The sequence below is a fragment of the Dyadobacter sp. Leaf189 genome, assembly GCF_001424405.1.
In the GTDB taxonomy this organism is placed as follows: domain Bacteria; phylum Bacteroidota; class Bacteroidia; order Cytophagales; family Spirosomataceae; genus Dyadobacter.
Genome location: NZ_LMPS01000005.1, coordinates 271,970 through 286,003, shown reverse-complemented (window position 1 = coordinate 286,003; position 14,034 = coordinate 271,970). Strand labels below are relative to the sequence as shown.

The 14,034-nt window shown below is 46.8% G+C and carries 12 protein-coding genes; 11 read left to right on the top strand and 1 reads right to left on the bottom strand.

Annotation, left to right across the window (positions count from 1 at the left end; genetic code table 11):
* Positions 1–2: 2 nt before the first annotated feature.
* The 8 genes from ASG33_RS15620 to ASG33_RS15585 all read left to right on the top strand — a co-directional run bounded on the left by ASG33_RS15620 (position 3) and on the right by ASG33_RS15585 (position 5,603).
* Positions 3–2,009, top strand: a complete 2,007-nt coding sequence (locus ASG33_RS15620; RefSeq protein WP_162242749.1) for an esterase family protein — start codon at positions 3–5, stop codon at positions 2,007–2,009.
* Between the two features lie 4 nt (positions 2,010–2,013).
* Positions 2,014–2,292, top strand: a complete 279-nt coding sequence (locus ASG33_RS15615; protein ID WP_056287243.1) for an ACT domain-containing protein — start codon at positions 2,014–2,016, stop codon at positions 2,290–2,292.
* A 75-nt stretch (positions 2,293–2,367) separates the two neighbouring features.
* The gene (gene agaR / locus ASG33_RS15610; RefSeq protein ID WP_056287241.1) at positions 2,368–3,132 is read left to right on the top strand and encodes a transcriptional repressor AgaR; all 765 of its coding nucleotides are present in this window, start codon (positions 2,368–2,370) and stop codon (positions 3,130–3,132) included.
* Positions 3,133–3,317: 185 nt separating this feature from the next.
* A complete protein-coding gene (locus ASG33_RS15605) occupies positions 3,318–3,674 on the top strand; it encodes a type II toxin-antitoxin system RelE/ParE family toxin (protein ID WP_056287238.1) in 357 nt (118 codons plus the stop codon).
* Positions 3,652–3,963 carry a helix-turn-helix domain-containing protein gene (locus ASG33_RS15600; RefSeq protein ID WP_056287235.1) on the top strand — a complete coding sequence of 104 codons (312 nt, stop codon included), beginning with the start codon at positions 3,652–3,654 and terminating at the stop codon, positions 3,961–3,963. The genes ASG33_RS15605 and ASG33_RS15600 overlap by 23 nt, the downstream gene beginning before the upstream one ends.
* A gap of 72 nt (positions 3,964–4,035) precedes the next feature.
* Positions 4,036–4,383 (top strand): type II toxin-antitoxin system RelE/ParE family toxin, encoded by a 348-nt coding sequence (locus ASG33_RS15595; RefSeq protein ID WP_056287233.1) that lies wholly within the window; start codon positions 4,036–4,038, stop codon positions 4,381–4,383.
* Between the two features lie 2 nt (positions 4,384–4,385).
* On the top strand, positions 4,386–4,703 hold the full coding sequence (locus tag ASG33_RS15590; RefSeq protein WP_200942785.1) for a helix-turn-helix domain-containing protein: 318 nt from the start codon (positions 4,386–4,388) through the stop codon (positions 4,701–4,703).
* 30 nt (positions 4,704–4,733) lie between these two features.
* Positions 4,734–5,603 carry a HEPN domain-containing protein gene (locus ASG33_RS15585; protein WP_056287227.1) on the top strand — a complete coding sequence of 290 codons (870 nt, stop codon included), beginning with the start codon at positions 4,734–4,736 and terminating at the stop codon, positions 5,601–5,603.
* A gap of 19 nt (positions 5,604–5,622) precedes the next feature.
* Here the strand turns inward: ASG33_RS15585 and ASG33_RS15580 are convergent, their stop codons facing one another.
* The gene (locus ASG33_RS15580) at positions 5,623–6,534 is read right to left on the bottom strand and encodes an Rpn family recombination-promoting nuclease/putative transposase (protein WP_056287225.1); all 912 of its coding nucleotides are present in this window, start codon (positions 6,532–6,534) and stop codon (positions 5,623–5,625) included.
* Between the two features lie 386 nt (positions 6,535–6,920).
* Between ASG33_RS15580 and ASG33_RS15575 the strand changes: the two genes are divergently transcribed.
* The 3 genes from ASG33_RS15575 to ASG33_RS15565 all read left to right on the top strand — a co-directional run bounded on the left by ASG33_RS15575 (position 6,921) and on the right by ASG33_RS15565 (position 14,032).
* A complete protein-coding gene (locus ASG33_RS15575; protein ID WP_056287223.1) occupies positions 6,921–10,136 on the top strand; it encodes a TonB-dependent receptor in 3,216 nt (1,071 codons plus the stop codon).
* Positions 10,137–10,166: 30 nt separating this feature from the next.
* A complete protein-coding gene (locus ASG33_RS15570; RefSeq protein WP_229238664.1) occupies positions 10,167–11,645 on the top strand; it encodes a RagB/SusD family nutrient uptake outer membrane protein in 1,479 nt (492 codons plus the stop codon).
* An 86-nt stretch (positions 11,646–11,731) separates the two neighbouring features.
* Positions 11,732–14,032, top strand: a complete 2,301-nt coding sequence (locus tag ASG33_RS15565; protein WP_229238662.1) for a glycoside hydrolase family 20 zincin-like fold domain-containing protein — start codon at positions 11,732–11,734, stop codon at positions 14,030–14,032.
* Positions 14,033–14,034: the final 2 nt, after the last annotated feature.

The following is a 14,034-nucleotide window of genomic DNA, read 5'->3' as shown; positions in this document are numbered from 1 at the left end:
CAATGATTTTGTTTAAAAATAAAAACACGAAAACGCAGCTTCTTATCGGCTTGCTATTATTGGCAGCAAGCCTGATTTCCTACGCGCAGTCGCCGCAGCCGAAAGGAATTATCGAAGACGCGAAGCATTATAGCGAGGTATTCAACGAGGAGCGTAATTTTCGGCTGATTTTGCCGGCTGATTACCACCAGCATCCCGAGCGTCGCTACCCGGTGATTTACTATTTTCATGGGAATGCGGGGCGGTTTAATGGTCCGGCGGAAGGTGAGGTTTCCCGCTCTGGTGAGGCACGCTACTATGATGATTTTAATGGAAACTACGCCCGCACCGGACCGGATTCGCTGGATAACTTTACGAGCTATGTAGCAGATAACGATGTGATTATTGCCAAATGGGACGGTTTTGTGCCCGCGCAATATCCGCGCCCTTACGACATTGCACCGGTGAAAGAAGACCGGCAGTTTGTGGACTACTTCCCGGAGTTTGTTAAATACATTGATTCGCATTATCGGACAAAATCGAACCGTGAAAGCCGGGCGGTTTCGGGGCTGAGCATGGGTGGATTTATGTCGATGCTGGTGGCTTCCAAGTACCCGCATTTGCTGTCGAGCGCTTCATTTTTTTGTCCGTCGGCATCATTTACAGTGGGACCGAAAGCCTTGCAGATTTTCACGCCGTTTAAGGAAATGGGCCGCAACTTTGTGGGTTTGCCGATTAGAATGCATCTGGGCAGCAAGGATTTTTTGCGGCAGCACGATCAGGAAATTGACAATGCTTATAAAACCTTGGAGCTGAATTACGAAAGCTGGCATTACGGGATCGGCTACTTTCGCGGCTTTCACAATGCAGTGAATATCAAAGGGCAGTTTGATTTTCACATGAAGTACTTCCGGATGCCGCTGGCAAAGCCTGAAAAGTGGCATCACATTGATCTTTATCCTAATTTTTCAGTCTGGAATTATGATGTGAAAACAGATCGGAAAATACCAGGATTCAGCATAATGGACGATGTGCGTAAAGAAGGATTTGGTTTACAAACCAAAAAATGGCTGCCCGACGGTCCGACGGTTTCTGGTTTGTCAGTGAAGATTGTTACCGATAGCATTTACACACCGAATACGCGCTACGAACTCATTCAGCTGGATGTTCCTACCCGTAAGATTTCTCGCACCAATGTGCGGAGCGATGCAAAAGGCCGTATTCAATGGCTGGGAACAGGAGAGCAAACAAATGTTGGTATTTATAAAAGCGGCGATCCCGGCCACATTACAATGGCGACGTACACGCTCGACCGACAGATGCCTGCTGTTGGGGACATTATCCCGCTGTATCCGGTGCTATTCAATAAAGGCGGCGCGGCGGTGGATTCCATTCGGGTTGAGCTGATTGCACAGGATGAAGACGTGGAAGTGATCAGTCCGGCGATGACGATTGCAAAGCTGGCGCAAGGAGCTTTGCATGAAAAGACAGGTTTCAAAATACGCTCGCGGAATGCCACCTTAGACCGCGCGAAGCTGAAATTAGTATTGAATTATAACGGTAAAAAAGACCAGTTTTTGCTGGAAGTACCATTTTATTCATCCGAAAAAAGACTCACAAATTTCATCATTGCAGACGGGCGGAATGTGAATCTGGAAGTCGAAAAGCAAACGCGTGTCGGTGAAGGAAATGGGGACGGAATCGCTAATCCCGGCGAATGGATCAGCATTTTTACCAAATCTGACCTGGATTCGCTGCATGACTTTGGTCTCCGGCTTTATACCGAAGATCCTTATGTGGCCATGGAAAATCGCCGGATGTTGTTCTTGGCCCGGGCCGATTGGTCGGGTGCGGAGCGGCTGACTTCGCAGGTGCAGATTAAGCCCAATTGCCCGGACGGACATGAAATTACGTTTTACGGCATTTACGAATATCCCAAAACCGGCAACACGCGCCGGGACAGCCACGGGGCGCATTCGTTTATCTCGGAGACGAGGCGGGTTGCATTTAAGGTGAAAGTCAAAAGATAGTTCGATGGAAAATCAGCCAGCCGGTCCGAGCCGGATATCGATCTATGCCAGCGACGTGAACAATGTTTTGAGCCGCATTTTGCATACTTTCGGCAAAAGCCGGTTTGACGTGCATTACATTCAGATCTTCAAAACCGAAGATCCTGAATTGAAACTCATTATTGTGGAAGCCTCTTTCCCAAAAGAAATGATGACGCTGATTATCAGCCGCATTGAAAAGATTATCGAGGTGCACCGTGCTTTTGCGCATTTGGAGGAAGAACAGGAAACGAAGGCACTCTGATTACGTTCCGACCCGTTTTTGCACAACCATCTGACTGAATGTTGCTACATTTACGAATCAAAAGATTTTAATTCCATGAAAAAGACTGCGCAGCGCCGCTCGCTCATACTTCAAAAACTGGACGAGCTGGGCGAAGTGAATGTGAACGATTTGAGCGAGATGCTGGAAGTGAGCGAAGTGACGATTCGCAACGACCTCGACAAACTGGAAAATAGCAACCTGCTCGTGCGGGCGCACGGCGGGGCTTTTAAAACAAATAACATCGCGCTGACCGTCACCGAAAAACGTAAGATCAACCATGACACCAAGCGCCTGATCGGCCGCAAAGCCGTGTCGCTGATTAACGAAGGCGACAGCATTATCCTCGATTCGGGCACGACGACTTTTGAGATTTCGAACAATCTCGAAAAATTCAAAAGTCTGACTGTGATCAGCAACGCGCTGGACATCGTCAACAACCTGGCCCAATACGAAAACCTGCAAGTGTACATGCCAGGCGGCTATCTGAAAGAATTCTCGATGTCACTGGTTGGCCCCATGGCCGAGCGGAATTTTAAGCAATTGTATTGCAACAAACTCTTCCTGGGCATTGACGGCATGAAGGCTAATGCCGGCTTTTTCACGCATTACATGGAAGAAGCGCATCTGAACCAGATCATGATCGATATTGCCGAAGAGGTCATAATTGTCTCTGATTCATCGAAATTCAAGAAATCAGGGCTGGCATTTATTTGCGGTTTTGAGAAAATTCACAAAGTAGTGACGGATGATAAGATCGAAGAGGCGGATTTGAAGATGCTGAAGCAGCATAATATTGAGGTGATTGTGGCGGAGGGGTAAATCACGAAGTAACTTCTATAAAAGCTCAAAAGGCAATCGGCTTCGCGCTGGTTGCCTTTTGAGCTTTTATACTGATCCCTAATACCAGATTTTCAAATATTTATTTTAAAAAAACCACCCGACACTTTTCGTTTGTTACCTAATTAGCTAACTTTACAAACAAGACTTACACCACTATAAAAACAATGAGCAAAAAGTTTATCAGGGATATCTTCTATTATGACAATCACTATCTCGACTTTTTTGGGAAGCTGAAACCCGAAGTAAAGAAGAAATTCAACTGGATATTACAGCTCATTGCGACGATTGACAAAGTGCCTGAGAAATACTTCAAGCACATGACTAACTCAACTGGAATTTATGAAGTCAGAGTAGAAGTTGGGTCTGACATTTATCGCGTTTTCAGCTTTTTTGACAAAGGAAACCTGATTGTATTGGCAAATGGATTTCAGAAGAAAACACAAAAAACGCCTAAAAGCGAACTAGATCTGGCAGAAAAACTCAAAAAACAATACTTCAATGAGCAACGAGACTCCAAATAAAAAGTTAACATCCTTTTCCGCACATTTGGATGACCAATATGGAAAACGGGGCACAGCCGAACGAGAGCAATACGAAGAGGAATTTGAAGCCTTCAAACTAGGCGCAATGATTCAGGAGCTACGCAAGAAACAAGGCCTGACACAAGAGCAACTCGCCGACAAATGCGGCACTACGAAAACGTACATTTCAAGAATCGAAAACAATGCGAGCGACATCAGACTTTCTACTTTGATGCGGATTGTGAGGGAGGGTTTGGGAGGGAATTTGAGGTTGAGCGTGACTGGGTGACACCAAGAACAAAATTAAAGAACAACACACTGTTTCCCAATTGGGAAATTTATGACTTTGATCTATCTTTGCATGAAAGCACACTTTGAAATTGAATTTTTGCCAGACGCTGTCAAATTCTTAGATAATCTTGATGAAAAGACAAGAGACAAGATTTATTACAACATCAGAAAATCTCAGTTTGTAAATGACAATGAGCTATTCAAGAAATTGAATGATTTTATTTGGGAATTTCGAACGCTATATAATGGCAAAGCTTATCGGCTTTTTTCTTTTTGGGATAAAACTGATGGTGAGGAAATAATGGTTGTTGCAACTCACGGACTTGTAAAGAAGACTCAAAAGACGCCGGCAAAAGACATTAAAAAAGCTGATGAAATAAGGAGGCAATATTTGAATCACAAAGCAAAAGGGAAATGATCATGGATAAATTTAAGACAGTTTCGCTTGACCAAATGATCGATAAACATATTGGCGAGCGGGGAACTGAAAAAAGAGAAGCATTTGAAAATGAGCTTAGAATTGATTTGCTAGGCCACGCCATTAAACAGGCAAGACAAGAGCGCAATTTGACTCAGGAACAATTAGGCGAACTTGTTGGTGTACAAAAGGCGCAAATTTCAAAGATCGAGAATAGTGTGAAAAATGCACGGTTTGAAACTATTCTGAAAGTGTTCGACGCGCTTGGAGCAACAGTTCATTTTAATGTAGAGCTTAACAATAAGAAGTTGGCTTTCTAATAATGTCATTTAGCTGAACACCCACACTCTGTGAAAACCTCCCTCTCCCACCTCCCCGAAGACAAACAAGAAGAATTAAAAACCATCACCAAAATCATCTTAGAAAAAATCCCAGCCGAAATGATTATCCTTTTCGGAAGCCACGCGCGTGGTGATTGGGTGGAGGATTTTCAGGAGCATACTCAGTATGTAAGCGACTACGATATATTAGTTATCGCCAAAGACAAGAAATCTGCAAAAGCTGACGAAAAGTGGTGGAACCTGAAAAAGGTTATAAATAACAATGGTGAGCAAACAAATATCAGCCTTATTCATCACGGTATTGGCTTTGTCAACAATGCGATTGAGCAAAATCAATATTTCTTTGTCGATATTTTAAAAGAAGGGATAATGCTTTTCAATTCGGGAAATTTTACTTTATCCGAGCCAAAGAACATGAATCCTGAGGAAAGACAAAGAAAAGCATTGGATCAGTTTGGCCCTTGGTTTAAGTCTTCAAGCCGGTTTTTAGAAGGCTTTGAAATGTATTTTCAGAAAGGAGAAGATGATCCCGAGTATTATAAAGAAGCTGCTTTTTTACTACATCAAGCTACTGAGAGATTCTACGTTGTCATTCTTTTGGTCTTCACAGATTACAAACCAAAAATTCACGATATAGAGGAATTGGGAAAGCAAGTTGAAAAACTTAATTCCGCCTTTGAATCGGTTTTCCCGAAAAACACTCCTGTGAAAAAGCGATTATTTGAGCTTTTGCAGAAGGCGTATATCGATTCTAGGTATAATATGAATTACAAGATTGAGAAAGAGGAATTGGAATATTTATCCGAGCGCGTGAAAGTGCTGCGGGATTTGACAGAGCGGATTTGTATGGAGCGGATTGGGGAGTTTATGGAAAAATAAAAATGATAACCTTAAAGCTTTATAGCTCAGAGGCAACCCTTTTCCGAACATTTGCGACATAATTTACAGTTACATCTAGAAAGACAGCGATCTGCTCATCAGTGAGCGATGATAGCTTGATCATTCTTTTTATAGCATCAAGGGCTTTTTCCTCCTGGCCCTCCTTCCGGCCTTTTTCTACGAATTGTTCTAAGGTGTCCATAATCGATTCTTTGTTTGGAAATGGTGGTAACGATGTAATCAGTTCTAAAAATTGTTCCCTACCTAGCGGATTCCCTACTAATGTATAAACTATCAAAGTGTTTAGCAAGTTCTTCTCCATGTCGCTTCCCAGCGTTAATATCGTGGGAATTAGTGCATTCAAATGTTCTTTAAACGCACTGTATTTCATCGCCAGAAACGATGCAGCCAGAAATCTGTTATGCAATGCTACAATATCCTCATCTGGAATCTGGCCCAGATTGTGAAAAATATACTGATAGTCAGGCACAAATCCTTGCAACACTGGTTCCAGATCTTCGAAGAGATCCACCAGCGTTTTGTACTCCCAGCGGTCTTTGCCGTGATAAAGTAGTATTGGGATGATCAGTGAGGGGCTTTCCTTGTTGCCGATTTGTTTCAGAAGTCCGGAGAAAATGTAACTCCCAATCTGGATCGGCACGTATTTGTCGACGTAGCTCTTATGCTCCACTAACAGTGAGATTTTTACTTCGCCTTTCCCGCCTGCCCTCTTGCAGGTGTACACAATGTCCGAAATGGACTTTTGCAGCTCCTTAGAAACGTATGTGTCCGGAAGTTGTTCGAGAGTCGAAAAATCGAGCAGATCCTGGATGTTTTGCGGGAGGCAGGTCCGGAAATAGTCCAGGGCGATCTCCTTGTTGGCCATGATGGCTCTTAGGAAGGTGTCGTGTTTTTGTGTGTGTTTGTCCATGCGGCAAATATAGAAGTTTGGCGCATATCTAATTCCAAGGCTGTGATCTCTGGTGTTTGCAATCTCTGCGAAATTCAGGATATACTATATCAGGAAATTAGGTTGAAGGCAGGCAAGTTAAAAAGAACCATTTGCAGCCCACGCCTAGCTCCGGAGGAGCACCCTGCCGCTCTGCGGCTGACTTCTATTTCCACGTATCCGCCGGATACCTTCTATATTTTACCATTTCACAAACAGGAAATTTCCCAAAAACCTCCGTTACCTTTCTTTTTGGATCGACAATATTATTTTTTTCTTACGAAAAGATTTTACTTTTGATAAAAACATTATATTTGTTTCGATACCTTTCGATTCAATCATTTCTAGACCACTAACCTTCCTATCTTATGGGAAACAAAATGTTTACTGAAAGTTTTTGTTATTTCCGCAGTACTGGCGGAGTGCCGCTGCGGATGCTTTTCGCAGTGTTGTTTCTGTTTTTATGTTGCAGTCCAGGACAGGCGCAGAATGCCGGACGGGCGGGGCAAGTTGCTGTAAGCGGACAGGTTACCGAGAAATCTACCGGCGAGCCGCTGGTCGGTGTATCGGTTCGTGTAAAGAATAGCACCGACGGGGTGGTTTCCGATGCGGATGGAAAGTACAGCATTCAGGTGCCGGCAAACAGCACTTTAGTGTTTACGTATATAGGCTATGGTGATGTGGAAGAGGTGGTAGGAAACCGTTCCAAAATTTCACCCCAGCTTGAATCCAGCGACAAATCGTTAAATGAAGTTGTCGTAGTTGGTTACGGAAGCCAGTCCCGGCGTGAGGTTACAGGTTCGGTCGTTTCAGTCGGCGCGAAGCAGATCCAGGACAGACCCGTGGTTTCTTTTGGTGAGGCATTGGCCGGACAAGTGGCCGGGGTGCAGATCCAGCAGACGTCGGCAGCACCGGGCGGTGGTTTGTCGATTAAAATCCGCGGTACAGGATCTATTACGGCAGGTATACAACCTTTATATGTGGTCGACGGCGTGCCGCTCGATAACTCGGTAACCAATGCGGCGGCACAGGGCGGTGATATCGGGAGCCAGTCTCCGGTAAACCCGCTGGCCAGCATTAACCCGGGCGATATCCAATCTATCGACATCTTGAAAGATGCAGCGGCGACTTCCATTTACGGATCGCGCGGCTCCAATGGTGTGGTGATTATTACTACCAAGCAAGGTGCGGCAGGTAAATCGCAGATCAGCGTGAATGCGAGCTACGGTTTCCAGCGGATTGCAACGAGAGTTGGCCTGATGACTAACGAAGAATATGCACGCCGCCAAATCGATATCCGGAACAACGACTGGGTACGCGCAGGCGGAAAAGCGACAGACCCTAACTCGGTTCGAAGCGGGCCGGGCTTCAAAATTCCCGAAGAATTCAAAAATCCATCCGCCTACCCTTATACTGACTGGCAGGATGAACTTTACCGCAGCGCGCCCATGCAGAATTACCAGATCGCGGCTTCGGGCGGAACGGAAAGTGCACGTTATTACGTATCCGGTAACTACCAGAACCAGGAGGGGATTATCGTCAATTCCGGCTTCAAAAAATATGCATTCCGTTTGAATGTAGACGCAAAAGTAACGGATAAAATCAGGGTTGGCGCCCGCGTGGCCCCATCTTACACCAACAACCGCATTGCTACGTCGGGTGGTATCCAGGATTACGGCGCGGTAGCTGTAACGGTGATGTCGACCCCGGGCTTTTATCCGGTTAGAAATGCGGACGGCTCTTATGCAAGATCTTTCACACTACATTACGACGATGGTACCACGCAGAACATCATTTATAACAATGCACTCGCATTTGGTGAAGGGATTCAGAATACAATGAACCAGTTCAGCACCGTCGGAAGCTTGTTTACTACTGTTGATATCTTGAAAAACCTGCAATTCAAAACCAGCATCAATGCGGATGTGAATACATTCAGTAACAACAAGTTTTCTCCGTCATACATCAGTGTAAATCCGTCTAACGGTCAATCTTTTTCATCCGCCAACATCAGCTGGATCAATGAAAATACGCTGACTTACGACAATTCGTTTGCAGAAAAACACCATGTAAATGTTTTAGTGGGTGTGACAGGACAAAAATCCTCATTCAATTCTACTTCGGTCAGCGCAAACTCATTCCCGAACGACCTTGTGCCTACATTGAATGCAGGTATTATTACTGGCGGAGGTTCGAGCCGCTCGCAGTGGACGCTCCTCTCCTTCCTGAGCCGCGCGACTTACAATTACGACGAGAAATATTTCCTGACAGCCACTTTCCGCCGCGACGGTTCATCACGTTTCGGAGCTGACAACAAATGGGGTAATTTCCCTTCTGTTTCGGCCGGATGGAGGATCGGACAGGAGAAATTCCTGGCTAATGTACCAACCATCAGCGAGCTGAAAGTCCGGGCGAGCTATGGGATGATCGGTAACAACCAGATCCCCGACTACGCATCTGTGGGACTGATCTACGGATCCAATTACATTCTCGGATCAGGGGACGGCGGGATCGTCAATGGTCTGGCGCAGGGCTCGCTGGGCAACTCGATTTTGGGTTGGGAAAAAGCCAGAGAATTTGATTTAGGAATTGATCTGGGATTATTCCAGAACCGCCTGTTCCTGAATGTCGATTACTATAACAAGCTGACTTCCGACCTTCTCCTCAATGTGCCCGTGCCGCTTTCAACCGGTTTTGAAACTGCATTGCGTAACCTGGGAAGTCTGCGTAACAAGGGGCTTGAATTTGCCGTGGAAACAAGAAATTTTGCGCGGAAAAATTTCACCTGGAATACCAACGCAAACATTTCATTTAACACGAATACCGTAGAATCACTCGGAGCAAGCGGCGCGCCGATCATCGTGGCCAACCGTGCGCAGGAAAACTCCCTGACCCACATTACGCAGATCGGCAAACCACTGGGCAGTTACTACGGCCTTGTTTTCGAAGGCATTTACAACACACGGGCGGAAATAGACGGTTCTGCACATTTGCCGAACACATTCCCGGGTGATGTCCGTTTCAAAGACCTGAACGGAGACGGGCAGATTAACGATCTTGACAGGACGATCATCGGAAACAACCTGCCGAAGTTCACCTACGGTATTACGAACACCTTGAATGTCGGTAGTTTCGACTTCGGTGTATCGCTGCAAGGTGTACAGGACGTGGATGTGCTTAACCTGACCAAGCGGAGCGTTTACCGCAACAATGCGTCGATCTCGAACAACTACTGGCGCTCACCGGAAGAGCCTGGCGATGGTAAAACGTGGGGACCGAATAACAACGCCATCAACCGCAACATTTCATCCTATTATGTAGAAGATGCGTCTTTCCTTCGCGTCAGAAACGTGACGATCGGATATCGTTTCGACAAGATATTCGGTGGAAAAGTGGTCAAGAATGCACGGGTATATATGAACATTCAGAACCTGTACACTTTCACGAAATACAGCGGATATAACCCTGAGGTGAACACGACCGAAGGCGACCCGTGGATTTCTTCTGCGCTGACGCCGGGTATGGATTATGGTACCTACCCCGTGGCAAGAGCGTTCGTATTTGGCCTTAACCTTGGTTTCTAATTCAACCCGGACCAATCTTTAACATTGATAATGATGATCTCAAAAAATATCAAAATAGCTGTCGCTCTGGTTGTCCTGGCTTTTTCAGGAACCTCCTGCGAAGACTTTCTCGAATCAAAACCTATCTCACAAATCGGCGAAACGGACTTTTTCAAGACTGAGTCCGACTTCGGTCAGGCCGTCGTGGGATCTTACTCTGCGCTGGCACAGGTGTACTCCGGCAATGGGTACTATCACCTGCTGGTAGACCTTCGCTCCGATAATACCAGCGAGCTGGTAGCCGGAGCCTCGGGTAATGATGCAAAAAAGAACATTGACGAATTCCGTGAAACAACCGACAATGAGCACCTTAACGCATTCTGGCAAAACAGCTACAACCTGATCGCAAGAACAAACAGCATCCTCGTCCGCATTGACGCCTCCCCCGTAGCGGACAACATGAAAAAGCAATACACCGGTGAATCACTTGCCATGCGGGCACTCGCGTATTTCAACCTGGTGCGTTTCTTCGGCGGTGTACCGCTGGTAACGGAGCCGGTTACTGATATCGATGCGAGCTACAATGTGGGCCGTGCGAGTGTTCAGGAAGTGTATGCACAGATTGAAGCGGATCTGGTGAAAGCACAGGAACTGGTACCTGCCTCCTACGATGATGCCAATGTGGGAAGAATTACAAAAGGTGCGGCGCAAAGCCTTCTGGGACAAGTTTACCTCACGCAGAAAAAATACGCCGAGGCGGCGGCAGAGTTCAAAAAGGTGGTAACGTCTGGTACTTACAGCCTGCTTCCTGTGTATGCAGACTTGTACAAAGCCGGTCAGCAGGGAAACCCGGAAGCTATTCTGCAGATCCAGTACAAAGGTGCGGCAAATGGTCTTGGATCAAACCTGCCCAACCACTTCGCGCCTACCGGCTCGGAAGGTATCACCATTCCGTCGGGTGGAGCTTACGGGTTTAACCAGCCTACTGACGATATCGCTGCGGCTTATACCAAGGGCGATGTACGCAGGAACAATATCGCTGACGGTTATATGCTCAATGGTGCGATGGTGGCAGCGAAATATGTGCGCGGCTATGTGGAGCGCGAAACGGGCGGCGGGTTTGGTGACTCAGGCGCGGATTGGTACGTAGTCCGCTATGCCGACGTGCTGCTGAATTACGCCGAGGCGATTAACGAAGCCGGCAAAGCACCCAATGCAGATGCTTATGCGGCGATCAACCTCGTGCGCAAACGGGCGGGACTGACGGACCTGAGCGGGCTTACCTACGAAACGTTCAAGACAGCCGTTTACAATGAGGAAAGACTCGAATCACCATTTGAAGGACACCGCTGGTTTGATCTGCTGCGCACTGGTCGCGCGATGGAGGTGATGAATTCAAAACTATCCGGTCCAGGCAAGCCGACGGTAGGCGTCTCCACGCCGATTAAAGAATACCAGCTCCTCTACCCGATCCCTACGCTTGTGGTTACGACCAGCAGTCCGGCCATCACGCAAAATCCGGGGTATTAAGAGCTATCCAATTTTTATAGATCCTGAACAAAAGAGTAGCTGGCGCGAGCTGGTTACTCTTTTACTTAACCATTAAAGATTTTCTTTTGAACACGACTCACATGTACCGGAAGATTTTTCTATTGATCCAATGCTGCTTTCTGATCCAGTTTGCGACCTATGCGCAAATGGCGGCTTCTAAAAAATTACCAATCAACAAAATGCAGCCCGGATCTGGGTTACTGCCGCTGCCGCAGCAAATGCGGCTGGGCGATAAAAGGTTTGTAATTGGTAAAAACTGGACCGTTGTAGCAGATCCTTCACTGGTAAAAGAACAATCTGTGCTGAGCTTGCAGGAGGGACTCAGGGAGGTAAACCTTCCATTGAATGTAGTCGGAAACATAGCCGCTGCTGGCAAGTCGCCTGTGATCCAGCTTGTTGTTCAAAAAGGTTCGGTTGAAATCGGAAGCACTGTTGATACGAACCGCGTGGCACTGGCGCGGCAGGCTTATAAGTTGAGTTTGAAGCCCGGGTCAGTGACCATTTCAGCCAATGCGCCGCAGGGTTTGTATTATGGTGTTCAAACTTTTTTACAATTACTTAAAACAGAAAAGCAGCTTCCCGAGGGTGAAATCACCGACTGGCCGAATGTGGAATTGCGCATGATTTACTGGGACGACGCGCACCATTTGGAGAAAATGCCTGCCTTAAAGCGCATTATCAAACAGGCTTCCACCTACAAGATCAATGCATTTTCAATCAAACTCGAAGGTCACTTTCAATACAAATCCGCGCCTGCAATTGTAGAACCCTATGCATTAACTCCGCAGGAATATCAGGAACTGGCCGATTTTGCCAAAGCCCATTACATTGACTTAGTACCATTTCTGGACGCACCCGCGCACGTTTCGTTTATCTTAAAACACCCGGAATACAAACATTTGCGGCTGATCGACGACATTAATTACCAGTTTTCGGTCACAAATCCCGAGACTTACAAGCTGCTCGACAACATGTTCGGCGAGCTGATCAATGCAAGCAAGGGCAGCGAGTACATTCTGCTTTCCAATGATGAAGCCTATTATACGGGTAAAGCACCTTCGGAAAAAGCGATGGCAGATAGTTTGGGTGGAAACGGGAGGTTACTGGCCTGGTTTATCAAGAAAATGGCCGACCGGTTGCACGAGCAGGGCCGTAAGGTTTTGTTCTGGGGCGAATTTCCGTTGCGGAGAGAAGATATCACTGCGCTGCCTTCGCATCTGATCAATGGGGTTTATAATAAGTCGATAGCGGCTGACTATAAAAAACATGGTATCCGCCAAACTGTATACACCGCCACACAAGGCGCCGAGCCTATTTTTCCAAATTATTACCCGTTGCACACGAAAACAGAAACAATGGCCGACGGCAGCGACCGCTCCTCGGGCCGGGTTGCAGGAATGTTCCACGAAATCGGGACTGCATTCAAGGATAACCTGTCCTCCTTTATGGGTGTAATAATTGCCGGCTGGGCGGATGCCGGGCTGCATCCCGAAACATTCTGGCTGGGCTACGCGACGGCCACAGCCGCAGGTTGGAACAATAAAAACCTCACGCCGGCAGACGCTTCCGCAAGGTTTATGACTTCATTTTACGGCCCCCAACAAAAAGACGTTGATAGCATTTACCACGTTCTGAGTGAGCAGGCAGAGTTTCATACCAACAGCTGGGACTGGATCCCGTCCAAATGGCGGCCACAGATCAAGGGCAACTCAGACAGCCTGTTCCTGCAGGATGAAAGAGACCAAACCCTGCCCCTGCTGCCTGTTCCGGCGGCTGGTACATTAGCAGTTGCAGACACTGCATACCCCGTGAACGCAAAACGTTTGGCAACCGCAAAAGCAATGCTGCCACGCAATGCCTACGCGCGTCAATTGCTTCAACAAAATAAGTCACTGGCCAAAAATCAGCTTTACAACCTGGAAGTACTGGAATCGGTAGCTGCGATTTGCGGGCAGAACCTGCGCATGCTGGTTGCATTGAATAAGGTAACGGATCTTTTGAAAGAAGCTGCCACGGCGAAACCGAACCCGAAAATGGCGGTTCAGAAGCTGGATGCGGCGATGAATATGGTCAGCAAAATGAAAGAGCAGCGCGACAGTACATTTGCATTGATTGAAAAAACGTGGTTTAAAGAATGGCAGCCGCTGGTAGAAGAAGCCAACGGACGCAAATTCCTGCACCAGGTAGACGATATCAAGGATCACCAGCCTGTGCGTACCACCGATCTCAGCTACCTCATTTACCGCGAACTACACTACCCGCTCGATCAGTGGTGGAACGATGTAAAAAAGGTAAGGAACGAATATGCGCAGCAACATCAGTTACCGCTGATGAACAAGGATCTGGACTGGCAACAGTACAGATAAGC

Coding starts and splice junctions, on each gene's coding strand:
- ASG33_RS15620 (WP_162242749.1), top strand. CDS start 3: ATGATTTTGTTTAAAAATAAAAACACGAAAACGCAGCTTCTTATCGGC.
- ASG33_RS15615 (WP_056287243.1), top strand. CDS start 2,014: ATGGAAAATCAGCCAGCCGGTCCGAGCCGGATATCGATCTATGCCAGC.
- agaR (WP_056287241.1), top strand. CDS start 2,368: ATGAAAAAGACTGCGCAGCGCCGCTCGCTCATACTTCAAAAACTGGAC.
- ASG33_RS15605 (WP_056287238.1), top strand. CDS start 3,318: ATGAGCAAAAAGTTTATCAGGGATATCTTCTATTATGACAATCACTAT.
- ASG33_RS15600 (WP_056287235.1), top strand. CDS start 3,652: ATGAGCAACGAGACTCCAAATAAAAAGTTAACATCCTTTTCCGCACAT.
- ASG33_RS15595 (WP_056287233.1), top strand. CDS start 4,036: ATGAAAGCACACTTTGAAATTGAATTTTTGCCAGACGCTGTCAAATTC.
- ASG33_RS15590 (WP_200942785.1), top strand. CDS start 4,386: ATGGATAAATTTAAGACAGTTTCGCTTGACCAAATGATCGATAAACAT.
- ASG33_RS15580 (WP_056287225.1), bottom strand. CDS start 6,534: ATGGACAAACACACACAAAAACACGACACCTTCCTAAGAGCCATCATG.
- ASG33_RS15575 (WP_056287223.1), top strand. CDS start 6,921: ATGGGAAACAAAATGTTTACTGAAAGTTTTTGTTATTTCCGCAGTACT.
- ASG33_RS15570 (WP_229238664.1), top strand. CDS start 10,167: ATGATGATCTCAAAAAATATCAAAATAGCTGTCGCTCTGGTTGTCCTG.